The organism is Cupriavidus lacunae, assembly GCF_003353055.1.
In the GTDB taxonomy this organism is placed as follows: domain Bacteria; phylum Pseudomonadota; class Gammaproteobacteria; order Burkholderiales; family Burkholderiaceae; genus Cupriavidus; species Cupriavidus lacunae.
The window spans coordinates 1-21830 of record NZ_QKWJ01000109.1 but is presented as its reverse complement, the minus strand read 5'-3'; the positions used below and the strand labels follow the sequence as shown (position 1 = coordinate 21830).

The following is a 21830-nucleotide window of genomic DNA, read 5'->3' as shown; positions in this document are numbered from 1 at the left end:
ATAGCGGTCCCGCGCTTGCGCGAATCGCTTCACGCTCATGCGGTCCACTCCCGCCGCCCCGGCGTTCTTCTCGACCTGAGCCCATCCCAGCGCGAGCGTGTCCAGGCGAAACACCTTGTCAATCAGACTGTGCCATTTACCTCCCTTAACTCCGTTTTGTAGAGCAGCCAACATAGCGTCCGTCCAGATTGAAGCTGACGCGAATTTCCGCTGCACGCAGCTTCCCAGCGCGTTTGCATCTCGTTTAGTCGTTTCCGACACTGGCGATGCTTCGATCTTCATCTCTGCTTCCTTCCGGTCTTTTGCTATCAACTTTCCTGCCCCGCTTCCCTAGTGCGCCTTTTGCTCTGACGCAGGTCTCCACGGCTCTACTCTTCCGTGTGCAGTACTATCGGGACTCTGACTCCTGCCAGCGTTCACCTCGCCGGCAGGTCTCCCCGCTTGCTTCGTGCCACCATCCCATCGTTCCGTCCTCAACCACGTGGTACGCCACCGCACCGCTTTGTCCGCCACGACAGCGTGCTGTGTTACTTCCAGGCTTCGCCACTTTAGTGCAGGCTCGCCGCCATACCCCGCCGAAACAGGTTCGTTAACCTACGGACCGACAGTTCGCTTCCGGTTACTCCCCACCCCGCCTCACGACGACGCAGTTACCTTCAGCTACGGAGCTGTGGCCAACTCCGACAGGGACTTTCACCCTGCAGATGGCACGCCATCACGGGCGTACACTAAACCGCTCCCGCGGTAACCCTCCGGCCCAGCGCAAAGTGACTCAACCGCCAGCGCTGTTTCCTATGTTGAGGACCGAGGCAATTCGCCTCGAGCCTCGCCAGGTCCACCTATCGCAATGTTCCTATCGGGATCATGGGTAACGAGCATCAGCGCGCATCCGCGCTCTTGCGTGGCCTCGATGGACGGACTCGACCTTGCCCAATTGCGACGCCATCGCTCGGCTCAATGACTGACGTGAGATTGAGAAGCGACTCATCCATGGGTCTGCATGATCGCAGCACCGGCCGCACCAGGCGGCACGCCGCTCGCCAGGGAAGGCCTTCGCGGTCTCATCCATGCTATCTATGCGGCCGTTCGAGAGCACGCTCTGCTCGGCCCGGTATGCGCCATCGGCGAGGAGCAATCGTGCCGTAGTCACTCGGGCAATCCGGCCAGCCGCAGCCCCTCCGCAAACTGGGTCAGGTCTTCTGGGCGACGGATCGGAAGCCAGTCCTTGAGATTGGAGACGCGGAGTGACGGATCGAGCGTGCGCAGGCGCTGCATCGCCTCCTTCGCTTTGTCCATGCGTCCAGCGAGCGCATGACTCGCCGCCAGAACGCCGACCGGGGCAAGGAAACTCGGTAGATTGCATTTGGCCCTTTCGGCCCAATCCGAAGCGGCGTCGAAGCGTCCTGCGAAGAAATGTGCCAGCGCCATCCCAGCCTGCATTCTGAACATTTCCGGATCCAATGGACTCAAGCGAACGGCACGCGCCAAATACTTAATCGCAGCGTCTGTTTCACCGCGACAAGCGTGCAGGCACCCACACAGGGACCATGCAGGGGCGTGGTTCGGATTAAGCAGCAAAGCTCTATCGAACAGCGCGATACCGCCGTCGAGGTCGCCGGTCAGATGCCCAAGTGCATGAGCTCCTCTCGTGAGCGCCACAGCATCGTCCCGGCCGAGCTCCACCGCCAGTCGCGCCAGGCGAGTGCCCTCGGCAATCTCCCGGGGCTGATCGGTCATCCAGCCATTCATCTTGCGCCAGATATAACACCAGGCCGCCATGCCATAGGCCGATGCGAAATCCGGATCGAGCTCGGTGGCCTTGTAGAACAAGGGCAGCGCCGCCTCGATTGATTCGCGCGTTCCGCTGTGCACCTGCGCGGTGCCGCGAAGGTAATAGTCGTAGGCGCACAGGTTCTCCGTCGGCTTGCGCTTGGCACGCTCGATTTCCGCCCGCTCGAGCTGCGGCGCGATGGCGCCGACCACGCTTTCCGCAACCTGGTCCTGCAGTTCGAAGATGTCGTCCAGCGTGCCTGCGAAGCGCTCCGCCCAGAGATGTGTCCCGGTCCTGGCATCGATGAGCTGCCCTGTGATGCGCACCTTGTTGCCGGTCTTGCGCATGCTGCCTTCCAGCACGTAGCGCACGCCAAGCTCGCGGCCAACGTCCTTCACCTCGACTGCGCGGCCCTTGTAGGTGAAGCTTGAGTCGCTCGCGATGACGAACAGCCAGCGTATGCGCGACAACGCAGCGATGATGTCCTCCACCACGCCGTCGGCGAAATACTCCTGCTCGGGATCGCCGCTCAAGTTCTGGAAGGGCAATACGGTAATGGAGGGTTTACCCGGAAGGAGGAGCGCCGACGGCGGCTCCCTCGATTCTCTGGAGATGTGTTCGCCGATCTCGCCGACGAAGCGGAAACCCTTGCGGGCGACAGTCCTGACCAAGCGCTGTTCCCCGCCGGTGTCGCCAATGGCCTTGCGAACCGCATTGATGTGACTGGTGATCGTCGATTCCGAGACGATTCGGCCGCGCCATACCGCCTGCAGCAGGTCGTCCTTGCTGACGACACGGTCGCGGTTCCTGACGAGATGCAGCAGCAGATCAAAGACCTGCGGCCCGACAGGTACGACTTTCGCGCGATGCGAAAGCTCCCGGCGTTCCGGGTCGATCACGTAGTCTCCAAACACGAACTGCACTTGACATCCCCTGGCCGATTCGGCTCCCAGGTGGGGGCAACTGGCGAATTCCGTCCATGGATGATACTGCAACCCGTGGTGAGAGCATCTCATCCCGATCGGGCAACGCTTGGACGAAGAACCAAGCTCTCTTGCAGAGAAATTCAAGGTGAAGGCGAGGACCTCCCCGGAGCGCGCGGGCAATCTCCACGCACATCGACGGCAACGGTTTGCGGTCGCGAAACGGAGAGAAAAGATGAAGATTGTCGTCATCGGGTGCACCGGCCTCATCGGAACGAAGCTTGTGGAGGACCTACGCAAGCGCGGCCATGACGTGCTCGCAGCCGCCCCTGACACCGGCGTCAACACCATCACCCGCGAGGGTTTGGCCAAAGCACTCGACGGCGCCGAGGTCGTCGTCGATGTGGCGAACGCGCCAGTATGGGAAGACGAGGCGGCCCTCGAGTTTCTCGAGAGATCGGGCCGCAACCTGCTGGCTGCGGGCGCTGCCGCCGGCGTACGCCACCATGTGGCCCTGTCGATCGTTGGTAGCGAACGGCTTCCCGACTGCGGCTATTTCCGGGCGAAGGTCGCGCAGGAGAGCCTCATCAAGGCGTCCGGCATTCCCTACTCCATCGTGCGTGCGACGCAGTTCTACGAGTTTGTCGGCGACATTGCCCAGTCGGCTGCCCCGTTGGCCACCTTAGGCAAGGAGATCCGCTTGTCGCCGGCGCTGATCCAGCCGATCGCGTCAGCGGACGTGGCAGCGGCGCTCGCCGAAGTTGCAGTCGCGCCGCCAGTCAACGGCACGGTCGAAGTCGCCGGTCCGGAGGCGATGCCGCTGGACGAACTGGTCAGGCGCTTCCTGCGGGCGACGCAGGATAAGCGCAAGGTCGTGCCGGACGTCCACGCGCGCTACTTCGGTGGCCTCCTCTCCGATCAGACGCTCACACCCGGGGAGAACCCCCGCATCGGCGCGATCCGGTTCGAGGACTGGCTCGGTCGCTACCAGGCTCAGTCCTGCTTCGCCATGCAGTCCCCTCTTTTGGCGACTGCCGGTGCGGACAACTCGGAGGCGCTTGCATCGAGTTTCGCGACGAGCTATCCCGGAGTCGTCGCCTTCATCACCGTCGTGGCCGAAGGCGGCTTTTCCAGGGCCGCTGACCGGCTCGGGATCACTCGTTCCGCGGTCAGCCGCTGCATCCAGAAGCTGGAGGCGCAGGTCGGCTTGCGTCTGTTGAGTCGGACGACGCGCAGCATTTCGCTCACGCGCGAAGGCGAGATCCTCCATTCCCGCTGCCAGCCCAGCGTAGCTCTCATCACAGAGGCGATGGAGGACCTGCGCGATCTGCGCGACGGTCCGCCGCGAGGACGCCTGCGGGTCTCCGCTTCCGTGGGCTTCGGCCGCAAGGTGGTTGCGCCGCTGCTGTGGGCCTTCCAGGAGAAGTACCCCGACATCGAGATCGAGCTGCACCTGGGCTGCGTCGCGAGCGACTTCACGTCGGACCGCATCGACGTCTCGTTTCTCAACGGACGCCTGGCCGACTCCCGGATCGTCGCGAAACGGATCGTCCCGATGCAGACTTTGGTGTGCGCCTCGCCCGAGTATGCGGTAAGGCGCGGTATGCCCGAGTCGCCGGACGCGTTGATGCAGCACGACTGCATCAACGTCCGTCTGCCGTCGGGCCGCGTCTACGAATGGGAGTTCAAGGTGGAGGGGGGATCGCGCAAGCTGACTCCGCCATCGCGCATCATGTTCAACGATGACGGGCTAGTGCTGGAGGCCGTCCTCCAAGGCAAAGGCATCGCTCAGTTGGGCGGGTACCTGATCTGCGATCTGCTGCGCGAGGGGAAACTGGTTCACTCCATGCCACAGTACGCACCCGATGACCAGGGCCACTACATCTGCTACCTGAGCCGTCAGCATCTGCCGTCGCGTATCCGCGTGTTCGTCGACCACATGACGGCAGCGATCCGGGCGCTGGACCTTCAATGCGCGGGTGCTTTCTCACCAACGCCTGAGGACCGACAGGTCGCCTCGGCGCCATTGGTGCCCCTACGGGGTCAATAGACTTGGTAAGACGATTGACGACGCGCATAGAGAGCTTCAATGAGCGGCTGCGCCACGACGAAGGCCAGCGACAGCCCGTTGCCCTCGTGCACCTGCTTCCGCCTGCCCCGCCTGCCCCGCCTGCTCCAGTATGTGCGCGAAGTCAGCCTGGCTGCGCCTTGCTCGAAGCTTCCCGGGATTCGTCACCCAGTAACGCCACATGCGTCATGAGTGTGGCAAGCGGGCACCCGCTTTCGCGATTGTCACGATGCTCTGGCGACAGGTAACGCTCGATATATTCCCGAAACGGAGAATCTAGTTAGTCGAATTCCATGAATGCCCGATAGTGGCCCGGGCCTGTTTCAGAGGGATCGGGGGTAGGCCCCTGGATAGTGGTCCAGTAGACATCGAAGGACACAAGGGCCTTGACATGAGGCATAAGTACGGCCGACAGGATGGTTTCCAGCAGGCTCGACGCGACGTGACGGCCGGGCTCTGGCGTAGCAACGAGCTCCAGCGTCTGCCCGTGCGACGCCCCCGAGCCTACAGGGAGGATGTCCAGGTGACTGTCGGCGAGCTTGCCGACAGTCTCGCCGCCACCCGCACGGCAGACCAGCTCGTCGTGGACATGTGAGTACGGATTGAGCAGGCTCGTCCATAGCGAACGGCAAAGCGCAGCGACGTCGGACAAGCATTCGTCGCTGGGAGCGGAAACGATGCAGCGGACAACGGACGGGGCACTCATGAAAGCCTCCTTGCGCCGGGTGCGTCCAACGGACGGCGAGCGCTTTAGACGTATTGGAGTTCGGCCACTGCGACAGTGGCGCGGAGCAAGGTAACGTTCGGCACGTGACAATCTGTCAGTTAGAAGATTGCAGTAAGACCTTGGTATGTTGGCCGAAGCGCAGGAGCATTGCATAGCCGCAGACATCGGCCACGAGGGCGAATGCGGTGTGCACCGCGCCACGGGAGGACAGTCCAACGCATTGTGATCATCGTTTTTCAAGTGAATCTCTTCATTGATGCGCATAAGCGTACGCACTCTGCCTCGCCTCTCATGGGCGCCTTGGGCAACTTGCTACACCAACGTGCCCGGTGTCTGACTAGCGGTTCTTCAGCGCCTCGGCAACCCCTGCGCCATAGGCGGGATCGGCCATCGTGCAATTTCGGATATGCCGCTGCTGCACGTCCTCGCTCGCGCCGCCGAGCGAGCGCGCCGTGTTGTCGAAGAGCTGCAGTTTCTGCTCGGGCGACATCAGTCGGAACAGCGCTCCCGGCTGCGAGTAGTAGTCCTCGTCCGCGCGATGGTCCCAATGCGCGGCTGCGCCCGAGAGCGCCAGCGGCGGCTCCGCCAGCCGCGGGCTGTCGGCCCACTCGCCGCGGCTGTTGGGCACGATGCCGGGCAGCCCGCCCTGGTTGCCGTCCACGCGCATCGCACCGTCGCGGTGATAGCTGTGCACCGGGCAGCGCGGGGCGTTCACCGGGATCTGATGCGCGTTTACGCCCAGCCGGTAGCGGACCGCATCGCCGTAGCTGAAGAGCCGCGCCTGCAGCATCTTGTCCGGCGAGAAGCCAATGCCCGGTACGATGTTGGCGGGCGAGAACGCCGCCTGCTCCACATCGGCAAAGTAGTTGTCGGGGTTGCGGTTGAGCTCCAGCACACCCACCTCGATGAGCGGATAGTCGCCGTGCGGCCAGACCTTGGTGAGGTCGAAGGGATTGAACGGGCAGACCTGCGCCTGCTGCTCGGCCATCACCTGGATGCACAACGTCCAGCGCGGGAAGTCGCCGTCGTCGATGGCCTCGAGCAGGTCGCGCTGCGCGCTTTCGCGGTCGTCGGCGACGATCGCGGCGGCCTGTGCGTCGGTGAGGTTACGGATGCCTTGCCGGCTGCGCAGGTGAAATTTGACCCAGTGCCGCTCATTGTCCTCATTGATGAGGCTGAAAGTGTGGCTGCCGAAACCGTGCATGTGGCGATAGCCATCGGGCAGGCCGCGATCGCTCATCACGATGGTCACCTGGTGCAACGCCTCGGGTAGCAGCGTCCAGAAGTCCCAGTTGTTCTGGGCGCTGCGCAGGTTGCTGCGCGGGTCGCGCTTGACTGCGTGGTTCAGGTCGGGAAATCGCAGCGGGTCGCGCAGGAAGAACACGGGCGTGTTGTTGCCCACCAGGTCCCAATTGCCTTCCTCGGTATAAAACTTCACCGCGAAGCCGCGGATGTCTCGCTCGGCATCCGCCGCGCCGCGCTCGCCGGCCACTGTGGAGAAGCGCACGAAGACGTCCGTCTTCATGCCGATGCCGGAAAAGATCCTGGCCTTCGAGTACGCCGTGATGTCGTTCGTTACCGTGAAGTGGCCGAAAGCGCCGGAGCCCTTGGCGTGCATGCGCCGCTCGGGGATCACCTCGCGGTCGAAGTGGGCGAGCTTCTCAAGCAGCCAGATATCCTGCAACAGCGCGGGGCCGCGCGCACCGGCGGTCTCGATGTTGAAGTTGTCAACAACGGGGGCGCCGTTGGCATGAGTGAGTTTGGTCATGGCAATGTGGGCAAGAAGAGGGGTTCAGCGGAGCGTCTTCAGGAGGGAGGACTGGACGTCGAGAGTGGGAGTCGCGTCGATGGCCGCCACCTCAAGGGTGGACCGGCTATCGACGGTGCCGACTGATTCGGACCCAATCAGGCCTTGATATAAGCCAGCAGGTCCGCGTTGATGACGTCCGCATGCGTTGTCGGCATGCCGTGCGGGAAGCCCTTGTAGGTCTTCAGCGTGCCGTACTTCAGTAGCTTGGCCGACAGTGGGGCGGAATCGGCGTAGGGGACGATCTGGTCGTCGTCGCCGTGCATCACCAGCACCGGCAGTCCGATCTTCTTCAGGTCGTCGGTGAAGTCGGTCTGCGAGAACGCGACGACGCTGTCGTAGTGCGCCTTGGCGCTGCCCATCATCCCCTGGCGCCACCAGTTATGGATGATGCCTTCCTGCGGCTTCACACCCGGCCGGTTGAAGCCGTAGAACGGCCCGGCGGGAATGTCGCGGTAGAACTGCGCCCGGTTCGTGGCCGTCTGCAGTTGCAGGCTGTCGAACACGTCCTTCGGCAGGCCGCTGGGATTCGACGCGGTCTTGACCATCAGCGGCGGCACGGCGTTAATGAGGCAGGCCTTCGCGGGCCGCTTCTCGCCGTGGCGAGCCAGATAGCGCACGACCTCGCCGCCGCCCGTGGAGTGGCCGACGTGGATCGCGCCCTTGAGGTCGAGATGGCTCACGACCGCGGCGAGGTCGTCGGCGTAGTGATCCATGTCGTGGCCGCTCCAGACTTGTGCCGAGCGACCATGCCCGCGCCGATCGTGCGCGACGACACGATAGCCCTTGGACAGGAAGAACATCATCTGCGCGTCCCAATCGTCAGAGCTCAGCGGCCATCCGTGGGAGAAAACGATGGGAGTCGCGTTGGCGGGGCCCCAATCCTTGTAGAAGATCTGGACACCGTCTTTGGTAGTGATATAGCTCATGGGTGGATTTCCTTCCGGAGTTTCAGCGCCATTCGGCGCAGTAGGAGCAGCGGACGCTGCGAATGGCAAAGCCGCTGCTGCTGCAGTCCCTGCCACGATGACCAACAACTGACGGCGCGTGACTCCAGCGGAGCCAGGCTGTATTGGCGCGGGATCAATCTTCATGGGTATAGACCTGAGTGGAGACGCGATCAGTCTAGTCATGGTTTCCTCGCAGTGCGATAAGCATCATCGGCAATTCGATGTTGCAGGAACTTCACCAATGTCGCGGCAATGCATCCAGACGCGCGCCGCTGCGTCATTCACCGAGCACAGCCATCCGCGCGACATGATCTTCAAATGCGCCGGCTCATTCTTGACGGACTCTCGCTGAGCGCGATTGGTACCTCGCGATCAACAGACATATCCGCACACAGCCCCTAGTGCAGGCAGGCATTGGCTTCTAGATTTCAGCGCATCACGTCAGCATCGATGCAAAGTCTCGAGAGCCTCGCGGCGTGTTCGTCGTCCACCCCAGTCCCAGGAACCAACATGACCCAACGCATCAACCAAAACCAGTCGTCGGAACCTTTCAAGAACCATGGCCACCAATGCGGTGCTCGCGCGACGCTTCGGTTGACGGCCGCGCTTGCAATGGCCGTTGCAAGCATCGCAACCGCCACGGCACATCCACATCCGGTCCAACCGGCGCAGTACAACGATCCGACCGAGCGCGCCATGCCCGTTCCCACGATGACACTCGATCCGGAACACACCGCCCTGGTCGTGATCGATCCCCAGATTGACTTCATGAGCCCCAAGGGCGCCGCTTGGTCCGCCGTAGGTGAAGCCGTCACCCAACAACGGCTGGTGCCGAACCTGCTGCGCCTGTTCGAGTCCTCGAAGAAGGCGGGCATCGTCGTCGCGATCTCGCCTCACTACTACTACCCGCACGACCAGCATTGGAAGTTCCAGGGGCCCGTTGAGCTCTTCCAGCACAAGCTCAAGATCTTCGACAGGCCCAGTGCACTGAGTCTGGATGGGTTCCGCGGTTCGGGCGCGGATTTCATGCCCGAGTTCAAGCCCTACATCGAGGACGGCAAGACCATTGTCGCTTCGCCCCACAAGCTCTACAGCCCCCAGACCAACGATCTCACGTTCCAGCTTCGCAAGCAGGGCATCACCAAGATCGTCCTCGCCGGGATGCTGGCCAACCTGTGCGTGGAGTCCCACTTGCGCGAGTTTGAGGAGCAAGGCTTCGAGGTGGCCGTCGTGCGTGATGCGGTCGCGGCCCCGAAGCTGCCTGAGGGCGATGGAAATCTCAGCGCGCTCATCAACTTCCGCTACATCGCCAACGCGCTATGGACGACCGATGAGGTTGTCGCCCGGCTCGCGAAGCTCACTGCGCGGTGACCAGTGATTGCCTCGCTCTGCGGGGCGAGCATTTGGCTGAGGTAACCGCACCAATCCACGGGCCCTTCCAGTGGGCTTCTGGGAATGCGAGGACTGCGGCTGCGCAAGGATGAAGAACTGCTTCACCACACAGACAAGCCGATCAAATCACAGCGAGCTGTGACTGCGGCCGCAGCACATCGACTTTGCACCCAATGACAGAAGCGTCCCCCATGCAAAATCTTGTCGAAGGCTTTTTGAAGTTTCAGCGCGAGGAGTTTCCCAAGCGCACAAAGCTATTCAAGCATCTGGCCACCACCCAGAACCCTCGCACCCTGTTTATTGCCTGCTCGGACAGTCGCGTCATACCGGAACTGCTGACACAACAAGAACCGGGCGAACTGTTCGTCATCCGCAATGCCGGAAACATCGTCCCGTCCTACGGAGTCCAACCCGGAGGCATCTCGGCTAGTGTCGAGTACGCGGTCGCCGGCCTTAGCGTCGCCGATGTCGTCATCTGCGGTCACTCCGACTGTGGTGCGATGACTGCCGTCGCCACATGCAAATGCCTGGACCATATGCCTGCGGTGGCGGATTGGTTGCGTCATGCCGATGCCGCGAAAGCGGTGAATGAAGCGCGCCAGCACACATCCGACCACGCACGCGTCGATTCCATGGTCCGCGAGAACGTCATAGCGCAACTCGCCAACATCAGGACACACCCGTCGGTAGCACTCGCCGTCGAACAAGGCCGGCTGAGCCTGCACGGATGGGTATATGACATCAAGTCTGGCTCCATCGATGCACTGGATGGCATCACTAATCGCTTCGTATCCCTTGCAGAGAACCCCCGTGTCTCCGCGAACCCGCCGCGGCTCAGCGTAACTGCCTGAGTCAATCCCCACTCCCAAAGGAGATTGAAATGCCCCAATCGCACCATAGCCAGGCAAATCGCCAGACACTCACTGACGTCATCATCGACGCGAAGATTCGCAAGAATCTGACCTTCGAGCAGATCAACGAGGGTACCGGGCTGTCGCTAGGCTTTGTGACAGCAGCGCTGCTCGGACAGCACCCGCTTCCTGCAGAGGCAGCGAAGAAGGTCGCCGACAAGCTCGAGCTCGGTGAAGATGCCGTGCTACAGCTCCAGACAATCCCCGTGCGCGGCAGCATTCCCGGCGGAGTTCCAACTGACCCCACCATCTACCGCTTCTACGAAATTGTCCAGATCTATGGGTCCACGCTCAAGGCCCTAGTCCACGAGAAATTCGGCGACGGCATCATCAGCGCGATCAACTTCAAGCTGGACATCCAGAAGGTAGCGGATCCAGAGGGTGGTCACCGTGCAGTGATTACCCTTGACGGCAAGTATCTGCCGACCAAACCGTTCTAGGCTCGTGCTTCTAATCTTGGGTAGAGAGTGACCTACTGGTTTGCATCAGGACGGCATTGACGCTACGGCTGGCCCCCTAACCAGAGTTAATGAATTCATCATGAACGTAAAGACCATTGTTTCCGCGATCGCGCTCGCTTCCATCTTCGTTGCAGGCGCAGCCGAGGCGCGCATCAGCAACCGCGATGGCTACACCGAAGACGCCAAGGTATCGCGCTCGGCTCATCCGTATCTGGATGGCGCTCGCTACAACGTCAATGGGCAGCGCAATCCGTTCGTGGACGGTGCTCGCAATGACCGCCGCGATGTCTACACGGACGGCGCCCGCATGGTCGCGGGTCTGGACCATGTGGGTGTGTCGGCACCTCCGGCCCGCTCGGCCGATCCGTATCTTGACGGTGCACGTTACGATGCCAACGGTCCGCGCAGTCCGTACTACGACGGCGCTGGCATCGGCCCCCGGGACGTCTACACGGATGGCGCTCGCATCGCCCCCCGCGACGTGTACACGGAAGGCGCGATGGCGTAAGGACGGGCTCGATACGAAGTGCTCCTCTGCTGATGCATGATGCCTTCGTACCTAGCTCCAAGGTATATAGACAACGTCCGGTGTGTTCAGGCCGGACGTTTTTATTCCACGGCATTAACAAATTATGTGCGATGGAATAACAAGGCCGCGGCGTTCCTTGTGAACCAACGTCGCTGAGCCGTGCAGGGCCTGCCAACTGACAGGCTTCTGAAGCACATCAGCAAGTCAAACACCGATGTGTGCACACCGTATATCCGATTCAGCATATTCGAGTTGCGACTGCTTGCATCAGCCGTTAGTGTCCATCGTGGCGCCACGCCGCCGGCGTCACACCCATGTGTTCCTTAAAGGCGCGTCGGAAGGCGGCAACGGATTGATAGCTAAGGAGTTTCAGCGATTGATGACCGCTCGTGATTATTGGTCTGCGGTACTCTCGATCCGCCGCTGCGCCCAACTTACCAAAGATCCGAAGCAAACCGCAATGGTTGCTGATGCAGAGATCAGGTCATACGTCAGGGACATCGAGAATCCTAAGGCATCAGTAGCAGACCGCGTGCGATCCATTGAGGCGCTTTCGCGTGACTATCCCGGGCGAGGCAAAAAGTACGCCTTGCTTCTTAGGAAGCTTAGCGAGAATGGCTCAAAGTGAGCGTTAAGGTCGGACCATTGCGAGGTGGCAGGCACCACCCCACCTGAAAAATTGGGCACCATTTGATGCACCTCTCAGCAGAGCTTCACGCGATGCGGCGGCTTCTCAGGATGTCCGCTGAGCCCACGGAACCCGCCATTGAGGTCGGACAGGATCAAGGGACCGCTTCGGGTCGGGTACGGCCGGCCGCATAAGGCGGCAGACGAGAAGTCGACTATCGCAAACGTCGTCGGTCTGGCATCCGGATGTCGCCTCTCCACTGCAACGACTATCGAGCCGCGAAAAGCGAGCAATCTTTAATTGGCACGTCCGGCTCTGCATCAACCGGCGGCGATAACTGCGACAGGATCGCCAGGCGGCAGACCTCCAGTATTTCATCAGCGAGCGGTGAATCGTCGGGACACGCCCGCGATAACATGATCGCCCCTATTGCATGCGCAATCGTGTCAATCCGCCTGGCACGCGTCTCGCGCCGCACGTGAGCGTCTAGCGCGCCATCATCGCGGCTCAGAGTCGCTAACAAGCTTTCCAGCCCGGCCGCAAAAGCCGCCCTCATCGGCTCCGGCTGACGCGCCGCATCACCGCAAAGCGCCGCCATCGTGCATCCATCCCCGGGGTTGTCGCGGTGCTCCCGCGACAGGTATTGCTGCACAAACGCGACAGCGTCGGCGCCCTCGGCTTTCTCCGCAGTCTGGGCAAAGCCGCAAGCAGCAGCCTCGGCCATCAGATCGGCCTTGGACCCGAAATGCTTGTAGAACCCGCCGTGGGTGAAGCCGGCTGCCGCCATCAGATCCGCAACGCCAATCCCGTCGTAGCCACGCTCACGAAAGAGCGTCGACGCCGTTTCGACGATGTGTGCGCGATTCGCGTGCGCTTGCGCCTTGGTGATTTTCATACCGGGAAGACTCTTCGTTCATGTCTGCAGGTGCTCACTATACATTGATGTCGATCATAATCAAAACTCTTGACACCAATGATTACGTTCATCATCATTATGGGTACGCATCCCACTCTTCCGATCTCACACGTCCACGCAACAGGCGCAACATGCCCGATAAGACACTTCTGGAACCCTATTCCCTCGGCTCCCTGACGCTGGCAAACCGCGTCGTCATGGCGCCGCTGACCCGCAACCGCGCCGGCGCTGGCCTGGTACCCAGCGACCTGGCCGCCACTTACTACGCCCAGCGCGCGTCTGCGGGCCTGCTGATCACCGAAGCCACGCAGGTTTCTGCACAGGCCCAGGGCTACCAGGACACTCCCGGCCTGTACACGCAAGAGCAGATCGACGGCTGGCGCAAGGTCACCGACGCCGTACACGCCAAGGGTGGGCGGATCTTTGTGCAGTTGTGGCACGTCGGCCGTGTCTCGCATGTGGCCCTGCAGCCAGGGGGAGTCGCCCCGGTCGCGCCCTCGGCCATCCGCGCCGTGACCAAGACGTTCGTCAACAACGACTTTGCGGACGTGTCCGAACCGCGTGCGCTGGCACTCAATGAATTGCCGGGAATCGTGAGCGACTTCCGCCAGGCCGCGGCCAACGCGATCGCTGCTGGCTTCGACGGCGTGGAGATCCACGGTGCCAACGGCTACCTGCTGGAGCAATTCATCAAGGACGGTGCCAACCGGCGCACCGACACCTACGGTGGCTCCGTCGAGAACCGTGCGCGCTTGCTGCTGGAAGTCGTCGCCGCCGTGGCAAAGGAAATCGGTGCCGAACGCACCGGCGTACGCATCTCGCCGGTTTCGCCGGCTAACGCTATCTCCTGCAGCGACCCGCAGCCGCAGTACGACTACATCGCCGAGCAGCTCAGTGCACTAGGCATCGTCTACCTGCATGTCGTCGAGGGCGCCACCGGCGGCCCGCGCGACGTGGCCCCCTTCGACTACGACGCGCTGCGCAGCCGCTTCAAGCAAACCTACCTGGCCAACAACGGTTATGACCTGGCACTGGCGAGCGCCCGGCTCGCCGAGGGCAAAGCGGACTTGTTTGCCTTCGGCCGCCCGTTCATCAGCAATCCAGATCTCGTCGAGCGCCTGAAGAGCGGCGCGCCACTCGCGGCGCTGAACCCGGCCACGCTCTACGGCGGGGGCGCCGAGGGCTACACCGACTACCCCACGCTGGCCGACGCCAGCGCCGAGTAAGTATCACAACATAGACCTCATCCCGTGCCATTGCGGCCCGGAAATCCCCCTACTCATGAGAAACAAGGCGCGTGCCTGGCTGAAACCCGGCAACATGGGCATAACGATGACCCGCTTAATAACCACAAGTCATCGTTTCTCCGCCCACGCCGGGGCCGGAAGGGCCTTGAAATGCTCTTGAGAAACAAGGCGCGTGCCTGGCTGAAACCCGGCAACATGGGCATAACGATGACCCGCTTAATAACCACAAGTCATCGTTTCTCCGCCCACGCCGGGGCCGGAAGGGCCTTGAAATGCTCTTGAGAAACAAGGCGCGTGCCTGGCTGAAACCCGGCAACATGGGCATAACGATGACCCGCTTAATAACCACAAGTCATCGTTTCTCCGCCCACGCCGGGGCCAGTAAAGGCCTTGAAATGCTCTTGAGAAACAAGGCGCGTGCCTGGCTGAAACCCGACAACATGGGCATAACGATGACCCGCTTAATAACCACAAGTCATCGTTTCTCCGCCCACGCCGGGGCCGGAAGGGCCTTGAAATGCTCCAGAGAAAACACACATGACCAGCAACACCACCGTCCTTATCACCGGCGCTTCCAGCGGCATCGGCGCCACCTACGCCGAGCGCTTCGCGCGGCGTGGCCACGACCTGGTGCTGGTCGCGCGCGACCAGTCGCGGCTGGACGCGCTCGCCGCGCATCTGCGCAAGGAAACCAGCGTCGCCGTCGACGTACTCCAGGCCGATCTGACTCAGGCGGCCGATCTGGCCACCGTCGAGTCGCGTTTGCGCGCAGATACCAGCATCGGCATCCTCATCAACAATGCCGGCATCGCCCAATCGGGCGGCTTCGTCGAGCAGACCGCCGAGAGCATCGAACGCCTGATCACGCTCAACACCACCGCCCTGACGCGGCTGGCCGCAGCGATCGCCCCGCGCCTGGCGCAAGCCGGCGAAGGCGCGATCGTCAACATCGGCTCGGTCGTTGGCCTGGCGCCGGAGTTCGGCATGTCGGTCTACGGTGCGACCAAGGCTTTCGTGCTGTTCCTGTCGCAGGGCCTGAGTCTGGAGCTCTCGCCCAGGGGCGTCTACGTGCAGGCGGTGCTGCCTGCGGCTACACGCACCGAGATCTGGGCGCGCGCCGGCATTGACCTCAATACGCTGCCCGAGGTGATGGAAGTCGGCGAGCTGGTCGACGCAGCGCTGGTTGGATTCGACCGGCGCGAGTTGGTCACCATCCCGCCGCTGCACGAAGCTGCGCGCTGGGACGCGCTGGATGGCGCACGCCAGGGGCTGCTCTCAGACATTCGGCAGGCGCTCGCCGCCGAGCGCTATCGGGCGACTTCCTGAGCCCGGAAGCTTCTGCGGGAACTTGAGCATCGTGACTATCTTGCCGTCATGCCCTGCGACATCGACACTCGTCCCCGCGCCGAACAGGACCCAGGGAGTCAACAATGACCCGTTCCGAAGTGCGTACCGAATCGGGCGCGTCTTACGTCCATGCGCCGAACCGCTCCATCGACGTCGCCGGAACTGCCTTCGCCTATCGCGAAATTGGCCCAGGCGGCGGAGTACCTCTGATCCTGCTCAACCATTGGGGTGCGGTCCTGGACAACTTCGACCCGAGGATCATCGATGGCCTTTCCGGCCGGCATCGCGTCGTCGCCATCGACTACCGGGGAATCGGCGCGTCTGGCGGTACAGCACCCGTGACGGTCGAGGAGATGGCGCTTGACATCATCGCCGTGATCCGCGCGCTGGGCTTTGCACAAGTCGACCTGCTCGGCTTCTCGCTAGGCGGCTTCGTGGCACAGGACGTAGTGAGGAAAGCTCCCGCCCTGGTGCGCAAGCTCATCCTCACCGGCACGGGGCCGGCCGGAGGCTGGGGTATCGATCAGGTGGGAGTAGTCTCCTGGCCGTTGATACTCAAGGGACTGCTCACGCTACGCGATCCCAAGTACTACCTGTTTTTCACCTCGACGGCCAATGGCCGACGCGCCGCGGGCGCCTTCCTGAAGCGGCTGAAAGAACGCAAGTCCAATCGCGTCAAAGGCCCCACGCCCAGCGCCTTCCTGCGCCAGCTCCGGGCGATCAAGGCATGGGGCCGGCGGGCCCCCCAGGACCTGAGCCGCGTCCGTGCGCCGGTCCTGATCGCCAACGGTGACAACGACATCATGGTGCCCACCGCACTCAGCCACGATATGGCCCGCCGGATTCCAGATGCGCAGTTGATCATCTACGAGGACGCCGGGCATGGCGGCATTTTCCAGTACCACACCGACTTTGTGTCGAAGGCCTTGGCATTCCTCACTGAATGACGCAATGGCACTACCATTTCCCTACAACAGACCGGACCACGTCCAGGAGAGTCCTGCCATGTCCATCGCGAAACTCGAACCCTGATTCAGAGCGCGGGTCCGGGAGGAATGAGCGCAATCGCAATTCCGCCAACACTCTAGCGCTCAGAAGAAAGAACCTAAACCCATGAAAGCCTTCATCATCAATCGTTACGGCAAGCAAGAGAGCGGCCGGATCGCCGAAATGCCTGAGCCCGAACTGCGTGACGATGACGTCTTGATCCAGATCCACGCGGCGGGTGTCAATGCACTGGACTCGAAGATCAGGAGCGGCGAATTCAAGCTGGTCCTTCCCTATCGATTGCCCCTAATCCTTGGCAACGACGTGGCCGGCACGGTCGTGCGGGTCGGCCCCCGTGTGAGCCGTTTCAAGCCGGGCGACGAGGTTTACGCCCGTCCCGATCAGGACCGCATCGGCACCTTTGCCGAATTCATCGCGGTCAAGGAGGCAGCGCTGGCACTCAAGCCTGCGAACCTGTCCATGGAGGAAGCCGCTTCCATCCCCATGGTCGCGTTGACCGCCTGGCAAGTGCTGGTCGAAGTTGCCAAGCTGAAGCAGGGGCAGAAGGTGCTGATCCAGGCGGGCTCTGGCGGCGTGGGCACCATCGCCATCCAGTTGGCCAAGCATCTGGGTGCCTTCGTTGCCACGACCACGAGCACGGGCAATGTCGAGTGGGTCAAGGCGCTGGGCGCCGATCTCGTCATCGACTACAAGAAGCAGAACTTCGCAACCGAGTTGCGCGACTACGATGTGGTGCTGAACAGCCTCGGAAGCGACGAGCTGGAAAAGTCGCTGCAGGTGCTTAAGCCAGGCGGACACCTCATCTCCATTTCCGGTCCGCCCACACCCGAGTTTGGGGTCGAGCAGGGATTGGCCTGGCCGCTGAAGCTGGTGCTGCGCCTGCTGAGCCACGGCATCAGGAAGAAGGCCAAGCAGCGTGGCGTCACCTACGCGTTCGTATTCATGCGCGCCGAAGGAAACCAACTGCGCGAGATCACCTCGCTGATCGAGTCGGGATCCATCCGCCCCATTGTGGATCGCGTGTTCCCTCTCGACGCGGCGGCAAATGCTCTGACTTACGTCGATCTAGGACGCGCCAAGGGCAAGGTCATCGTCAAGGTGAAATAGACGCGAGCAGACCGAGCTTGGACATTTCGCCTGGCACTATGCGTTTCGACACTTCCGCCATCGCAGCCCTGCTTTCGCCCCCTCAAGATCGCCATGAGAGCTCCCTCTCGACATCACAGGCAGTATCTGGCCGCGCCGCTCCAGTTGCGCGGGCCTGGTAGAAGGCTTGTGTCTTGGAAAAACTGGGACAGCAATTCCTACTCTCACTCCTTGCACAGCCGGCAACTTCCTCCCGTGGTTGCCCTTGCCTTGTCCGTTCCTGCCAATAGGTGCCTAGCGGGTCTGCCTCGATAAGGATTTCGCGAGGTAGACCGACCAGAAATAATGGGAGTGCCGATGGTAGCGCACACATCTTCACGGCAAACAGGCGAACTCGGTCGGCTGCATCGGACGGTAAAACCACGCGCCCGGAGGATTTCGGTGCTTCGAGAGCTGGCCAAGTTGGGGCCGGTTTGAAATGAAAAGGAGCGGGACCGGTGCTTTGGAGCGAACGCTTCTTCCCGGCTTACCCGTAAAACTTGCGCAAAGCTCCCGTACGTCTGAGGTCAGACGTCCCATTAAAAAAATGCCTAGCGCTAATCCTAGGGAATCGCTGATCAATGAGGTTTGCGCTTGATGTTGCACAAGCGAAGGACTTCAGCTTTCGCAATGCGGGAGAGATGGGCCGATTCAAGCCGTCTTTCTCGCGTTTCGCACCTTTCCTGGCCGCGCTTTGCGCGCTCAGGACGGATTGCTCCCCTCTGAGGACAACAACAGCCTCCTGGCGAACACCAGATTCGCCAAACCAAACAGGCTGAACAACTGCGCCGTGTTTTTGAACAGGCCCTTGTAGCGAACCTTGCGATGACCAAACAGATTCTTGATGACGTGGAACGGATGCTCGACCCGCGCCCGAATCTGGGCCTTGGCCCGCTCGACGGCGATCAGCAAGTCCTTGACCGCTCCGTCACGCATCGCCTTGATCTTGCCGCGCTTGACGGCCACCTGCCACTTCACGGTCTTGCCTTGCATCTCCTCGCGCTTGTCCACGCCCGTGTAGCCCGCGTCGCCAAACGCATGCTCCTCGTGGCCATGCAGCAATGCATGCGCCTGCGACACGTCCGACTCGTTGGCCGCTGTGCCCACCAAGCTGTGCACCAGCCCCGAAGCCGCATCCACGCCGACGTGCGCCTTCATACCAAAATGCCATTTTTGCCCTTCTTGGTCTGGTGCATCTCCGGGTCGCGGCTCTTCTCCTTGTTCTTGGTCGACGGCGGCGCCTCAATGATGGTGGCATCCACAATCGTGCCTTCCTTCATCATCAGCCCGCGCTCGCACAGCATGATGCCGATCTCGTCGAACAGCTTTCGCGTCAGTTCATGCTCGACGAGCAGGCGGCGAAACTTCAGCAGCGTGGTCGCGTCTGGCACCGCTTCGACTGCCAAGTCAATCCCGGCAAAGGCCCGCATCGCCATGCTGTCGTACAGCGCGTCTTCCAGCGCCTCGTCCGACAGCCCGTACCACTGCTGCAGGAATAGATGCGCAGCATCCGCTCCAGACCGATCGGCGGCCGTCCACGTTTGCCCTTGGGGTAGTACGGCTCGACCGCCGCAATCAGACGCGACCATGGCACCACGCTTTCCATCTCCGTCAGGAAGCGCTCGCGGCGCGTCACCCGCTTCTTGCCGTGGCTTTCCGCTTCCGCAAAACTGATCTGTCGATTCATCTCCGACTCATATCGTGGGTATGCACATGACAACGCTTTCACCCCACTCAACGATGACTGCCGCGCTGATTAAATCAGTCTTTCCCTAGCGCTAGGCGACGAAGGTCTTAAGGCCTCGAACAAGTTGATTGAGTGTCTCGACCTTTGAGTCGCGGCGCCGAAACGGCGCGCCGCGGAGAGTTCAACTTGTTTCCATGCTATTGCGTGCAGGTAAAGCTTGCAGCGGAATTCACGTCGCCACTAATGTATTTGGGCCACGCCGGATACTCGCAGAGCGGGCGGGTACGGCCCGCAGTTGCCCCGTTCAAGTCTGTAATGACGAGTTTGTTAGGCGGATTTCCGCTAGTAACCCAATTGTCAAGGACAGTCAGGGCGTCATAGGCACCTTCGAATTGGCCGCCAAAACCGTGGGCACCCCCTGGCACCAAATAGAACTTCACGAATTCGCCTACGGTTGCTTGTCCATATCGCGTCACTAGCCGATTGTAGTAATCGATCGACATTTGGGCGGGGATGAACTGATCCGACTGTCCGTGCTGAAGAATTAACTTTCCGCCTCGTTGTTTGAATGCCGTCAAGTCGGTGCTTGTAGCATCCATCATGTTGCTGACCGCTTGCGTCCGTGCCGTCAGGGCGCTGGGGTCGGAAAAGTCAAACGACATGATGTCTATGAGCTGGGTGCGAGCGATCGCGAAATTCACAAACGCGTTCGGGAACGCGTAGAAGAACGATGACTGGCCCGAGGCTGGATCCGATACCGCGGCTGCCGGGGAAAGTCCCAAGGGGGGAAAATAATAGGAGTTCCAAAAATCGGTGCCCGAGAGAATATTGTAACCAGCGATGGTGCGGATTCCGTTAGCAAAATCAAACTTGGTTGCCAATGGTGTAGCCATGGTGTTTACGGTATTGAGTTGTGCGTCGGACAGACAAGTGTCGCCAGTATCTGCCCCCCCTGCACACCGCAATGTCGACGGATCGAAGCTGCATGCCGCCGGATTGCTGATGATGCCATCCGTCGCTCCGTCAAGGGCATCGCATTGGGTCATCACGGCCGCCGTGAGAACCTTCGCCTTTGCCGATGTAATGAATCCTCCGGGCGCGAGCGAGGCTTTCGAGACCCGTCCCATGGCAAATGAGAGCCCTAGAAGCTCGCTGGCCGGGAAAGTTGAAATTACCCCATCGTAGTCTGCGGGATATCGTTGAGCAGCAACCAAGCCTTGCCTTCCCCCTCCCGAACCACCAACGTAGTAGCTGTGAGCGAACGACTTGCCATAGCGGGTTCGTGCAAGATATGCCGCGACGTCGTGAGTCTTTTTGACGTGTTCACCTGCGTAGTTGGCCAGCGCTTCATCGTTCTTCAAGAACGTGCCTTCAGAGGCGTTTCCTTGGTGTCCGCTATCACTCCCCAGTGTCACGAATCCCCGAGCCAACGGGGTCTTGACCGTTTTTAGTTCTCCCAGGAAGGACAGCGAGGAAGTAGCGTAACCAGTAGTCGTCGGAATGGTGCCGTCCAGACCGCCACCACCAAAGTGGACAGATTTCTCATTCCAGTTGCTGGGAAGATCAACTTCAAAACGGATGTCGGGCGCTTGAAAATCGACCGGATGAACTTTTCCTAGCACCTTGCAATATTCGCCCGAAATATTGCCGGTTTCAGTTGACGCCACCAACGTAGCGCTGGATACCGTTCCGCCCGTCGTGGGAAGACCGATCGCCGAGGCGGGAATTTCGAGGTTCTCAAGACCTGCACACATTTCGGCTGCCGTCTTGCTTGGCGTGCTGGGGCTACTTGGCGACGTCGTGGTCGCCGCTGATGAATCCGGCTCACCGTCTCCTCCGCATGCCGCAAGCATTGCGGTCGATCCGATTGCAAGAATAATGCCCTTGCGGATCGTGTGTATCAATGCGTGGTACTTCATTTGTCCTGTCTCCTCTGATTGTATGTAGCAATCGTCAGCCATCCATCTCCGACCCTTGCCTCGCGTGAAGACGCTTCAGTTTTTCGGCTGCTCATCTGGATAGGCGTCAGGCTCAACGCTACCGCGCGCTGTGGCGCCACATTGTCATGTGTGAGACAGTGCGTACGCGTGCGTCAGTGGACTCTGGATCGGAGGCCTCAAGGAGTTGAAAGACCGAAGGAAGTTGATCGGTGTGGAGAGGTGCGGCACATTCGCCACGAGTGTGAGATGCACTCGGGATCATTGCGTCGAAATTACTCACCAGTCGATAAGTAAGTCGACAAATTGGGGAACTTTGCGATGCCCGTGCCGGTCGGATCGTGTATGAAACGAGACGGACGTACATTTGACCATCAGACGCTGGAGGCGATTCGC

General features: G+C 61.2%; 15 protein-coding genes and 2 pseudogenes. 9 read left to right on the top strand and 8 right to left on the bottom strand.

Annotated elements, in window-relative coordinates:
* Together DN412_RS38425 and DN412_RS38420 are read right to left on the bottom strand one after the other, a co-directional pair.
* Positions 1 to 282: pseudogene (locus tag DN412_RS38425) on the bottom strand (group II intron reverse transcriptase/maturase); the annotation flags it as partial.
* Positions 283 to 1146: 864 nt separating this feature from the next.
* A complete protein-coding gene (locus DN412_RS38420; protein WP_115216325.1) occupies positions 1147 to 2694 on the bottom strand; it encodes a winged helix-turn-helix domain-containing protein in 1548 nt (515 codons plus the stop codon).
* 235 nt (positions 2695 to 2929) lie between these two features.
* On the opposite strand from DN412_RS38420, the gene DN412_RS45765 reads away from it, so the two are divergent.
* A complete protein-coding gene (locus DN412_RS45765) occupies positions 2930 to 4744 on the top strand; it encodes a LysR substrate-binding domain-containing protein (protein WP_341868102.1) in 1815 nt (604 codons plus the stop codon).
* A 298-nt stretch (positions 4745 to 5042) separates the two neighbouring features.
* Here DN412_RS45765 and DN412_RS38405 read toward each other — a convergent pair whose 3' ends face one another.
* The 3 genes from DN412_RS38405 to DN412_RS38395 form a co-directional block, all read right to left on the bottom strand.
* Positions 5043 to 5468 carry a hypothetical protein gene (locus DN412_RS38405; protein ID WP_115216324.1) on the bottom strand — a complete coding sequence of 142 codons (426 nt, stop codon included), beginning with the start codon at positions 5466 to 5468 and terminating at the stop codon, positions 5043 to 5045.
* Positions 5469 to 5826: 358 nt separating this feature from the next.
* Positions 5827 to 7257 (bottom strand): catalase, encoded by a 1431-nt coding sequence (locus DN412_RS38400; protein WP_115216323.1) that lies wholly within the window; start codon positions 7255 to 7257, stop codon positions 5827 to 5829.
* A 137-nt stretch (positions 7258 to 7394) separates the two neighbouring features.
* On the bottom strand, positions 7395 to 8225 hold the full coding sequence (locus tag DN412_RS38395; RefSeq protein WP_115216322.1) for an alpha/beta fold hydrolase: 831 nt from the start codon (positions 8223 to 8225) through the stop codon (positions 7395 to 7397).
* 531 nt (positions 8226 to 8756) lie between these two features.
* Between DN412_RS38395 and DN412_RS38390 the strand changes: the two genes are divergently transcribed.
* From DN412_RS38390 to DN412_RS38375, 4 genes are all read left to right on the top strand, one after another.
* Positions 8757 to 9617 carry an isochorismatase family protein gene (locus DN412_RS38390; protein ID WP_115216321.1) on the top strand — a complete coding sequence of 287 codons (861 nt, stop codon included), beginning with the start codon at positions 8757 to 8759 and terminating at the stop codon, positions 9615 to 9617.
* A 212-nt stretch (positions 9618 to 9829) separates the two neighbouring features.
* Complete coding sequence (locus DN412_RS38385) at positions 9830 to 10489, top strand: carbonic anhydrase (protein WP_115216326.1); 660 nt, start codon at positions 9830 to 9832, stop codon at positions 10487 to 10489.
* Between the two features lie 29 nt (positions 10490 to 10518).
* The gene (gene cynS, locus DN412_RS38380; RefSeq protein WP_115216320.1) at positions 10519 to 10989 is read left to right on the top strand and encodes a cyanase; all 471 of its coding nucleotides are present in this window, start codon (positions 10519 to 10521) and stop codon (positions 10987 to 10989) included.
* Between the two features lie 100 nt (positions 10990 to 11089).
* Positions 11090 to 11518, top strand: coding sequence for a hypothetical protein (locus DN412_RS38375; RefSeq protein WP_115216319.1), 429 nt, complete (start codon positions 11090 to 11092; stop codon positions 11516 to 11518).
* 917 nt (positions 11519 to 12435) lie between these two features.
* Here DN412_RS38375 and DN412_RS38370 read toward each other — a convergent pair.
* Positions 12436 to 13062 carry a TetR/AcrR family transcriptional regulator gene (locus DN412_RS38370; protein ID WP_115216318.1) on the bottom strand — a complete coding sequence of 209 codons (627 nt, stop codon included), beginning with the start codon at positions 13060 to 13062 and terminating at the stop codon, positions 12436 to 12438.
* A gap of 152 nt (positions 13063 to 13214) precedes the next feature.
* On the opposite strand from DN412_RS38370, the gene DN412_RS38365 reads away from it, so the two are divergent.
* The 4 genes from DN412_RS38365 (at position 13215) to DN412_RS38350 (ending at position 17792) form a co-directional block, all read left to right on the top strand.
* On the top strand, positions 13215 to 14309 hold the full coding sequence (locus tag DN412_RS38365; RefSeq protein WP_115216317.1) for an alkene reductase: 1095 nt from the start codon (positions 13215 to 13217) through the stop codon (positions 14307 to 14309).
* Positions 14310 to 14867: 558 nt separating this feature from the next.
* Positions 14868 to 15656: an SDR family NAD(P)-dependent oxidoreductase gene (locus DN412_RS38360; RefSeq protein WP_115216316.1), complete on the top strand. Its 789-nt coding sequence runs from the start codon at positions 14868 to 14870 to the stop codon at positions 15654 to 15656.
* Positions 15657 to 15760: 104 nt separating this feature from the next.
* On the top strand, positions 15761 to 16624 hold the full coding sequence (locus DN412_RS38355; protein WP_115216315.1) for an alpha/beta fold hydrolase: 864 nt from the start codon (positions 15761 to 15763) through the stop codon (positions 16622 to 16624).
* A gap of 166 nt (positions 16625 to 16790) precedes the next feature.
* Positions 16791 to 17792, top strand: coding sequence for an NADP-dependent oxidoreductase (locus DN412_RS38350; protein WP_115216314.1), 1002 nt, complete (start codon positions 16791 to 16793; stop codon positions 17790 to 17792).
* Between the two features lie 720 nt (positions 17793 to 18512).
* Here DN412_RS38350 and DN412_RS38345 read toward each other — a convergent pair.
* Together DN412_RS38345 and DN412_RS38340 are read right to left on the bottom strand one after the other, a co-directional pair.
* Positions 18513 to 19497, bottom strand: a pseudogene (locus DN412_RS38345) (IS5 family transposase).
* A 197-nt stretch (positions 19498 to 19694) separates the two neighbouring features.
* Complete coding sequence (locus tag DN412_RS38340) at positions 19695 to 21416, bottom strand: tannase/feruloyl esterase family alpha/beta hydrolase (protein WP_115216313.1); 1722 nt, start codon at positions 21414 to 21416, stop codon at positions 19695 to 19697.
* Positions 21417 to 21830: the final 414 nt, after the last annotated feature.

Excerpts from the sequence above, each read along its gene's own strand:
- cynS (WP_115216320.1), top strand. The coding sequence starts at position 10,519 with ATGCCCCAATCGCACCATAGCCAGGCAAATCGCCAGACACTCACTGAC.
- DN412_RS38400 (WP_115216323.1), bottom strand. The coding sequence starts at position 7,257 with ATGACCAAACTCACTCATGCCAACGGCGCCCCCGTTGTTGACAACTTC.
- DN412_RS38355 (WP_115216315.1), top strand. The coding sequence starts at position 15,761 with ATGACCCGTTCCGAAGTGCGTACCGAATCGGGCGCGTCTTACGTCCAT.
- DN412_RS38405 (WP_115216324.1), bottom strand. The coding sequence starts at position 5,468 with ATGAGTGCCCCGTCCGTTGTCCGCTGCATCGTTTCCGCTCCCAGCGAC.
- DN412_RS38370 (WP_115216318.1), bottom strand. The coding sequence starts at position 13,062 with ATGAAAATCACCAAGGCGCAAGCGCACGCGAATCGCGCACACATCGTC.
- DN412_RS38375 (WP_115216319.1), top strand. The coding sequence starts at position 11,090 with ATGAACGTAAAGACCATTGTTTCCGCGATCGCGCTCGCTTCCATCTTC.
- DN412_RS38395 (WP_115216322.1), bottom strand. The coding sequence starts at position 8,225 with ATGAGCTATATCACTACCAAAGACGGTGTCCAGATCTTCTACAAGGAT.
- DN412_RS38390 (WP_115216321.1), top strand. The coding sequence starts at position 8,757 with ATGACCCAACGCATCAACCAAAACCAGTCGTCGGAACCTTTCAAGAAC.
- DN412_RS45765 (WP_341868102.1), top strand. The coding sequence starts at position 2,930 with ATGAAGATTGTCGTCATCGGGTGCACCGGCCTCATCGGAACGAAGCTT.
- DN412_RS38340 (WP_115216313.1), bottom strand. The coding sequence starts at position 21,416 with ATGAAGTACCACGCATTGATACACACGATCCGCAAGGGCATTATTCTT.
- DN412_RS38365 (WP_115216317.1), top strand. The coding sequence starts at position 13,215 with ATGCCCGATAAGACACTTCTGGAACCCTATTCCCTCGGCTCCCTGACG.
- DN412_RS38385 (WP_115216326.1), top strand. The coding sequence starts at position 9,830 with ATGCAAAATCTTGTCGAAGGCTTTTTGAAGTTTCAGCGCGAGGAGTTT.
- DN412_RS38350 (WP_115216314.1), top strand. The coding sequence starts at position 16,791 with ATGAAAGCCTTCATCATCAATCGTTACGGCAAGCAAGAGAGCGGCCGG.
- DN412_RS38360 (WP_115216316.1), top strand. The coding sequence starts at position 14,868 with ATGACCAGCAACACCACCGTCCTTATCACCGGCGCTTCCAGCGGCATC.